Genomic DNA, 422 nt, shown 5'->3' with positions numbered 1-422 from the left:
ACAGGTCCCTGCAGGGGAGGAAAGAGAATTAACTGCTGAAGAAATTGAATTGGGAGATTATTCTGCCATTGTGTTAGCCGACACCGAGGACGTTTGGAATCAGCTTTTTCAGCAGGGAGGGTCAGATTATCCCGAACCGGGAATGGTGCTGTTCAGTAATGCTGTAAATACGGCTTGTGGGGGAGCATCCTCGGCCGCCGGACCATTTTATTGTCCCGCAGACAATAAGGTTTATATGGACCTGAAATTCTTTGAGGAACTCCACACAAGGTTTGGTGCAAAGGAAGGTGATTTTGCTATTGCATACGTAATAGCTCACGAGGTAGGGCATCATGTGCAAACGGTATTAGGAACTTCGGGAAAAGTAAGGCAGTTACAACAAAATCTTGATCAGGAAGATTCCAATGAACTGTCTGTCGCCC

General features: G+C 46.4%; 1 protein-coding gene. It reads left to right on the top strand.

The window, feature by feature from the left end; genetic code table 11:
- Positions 1-422 (top strand): neutral zinc metallopeptidase (locus tag HC176_RS16820; RefSeq protein ID WP_209309771.1); only part of this gene is annotated, 422 nt, incomplete at both ends.

It is taken from the genome of Tamlana crocina (assembly GCF_012037625.1).
The sequence above is the reverse complement of the archived record's forward strand: the minus strand, read 5'-3'. Positions and strand labels throughout refer to the sequence as shown.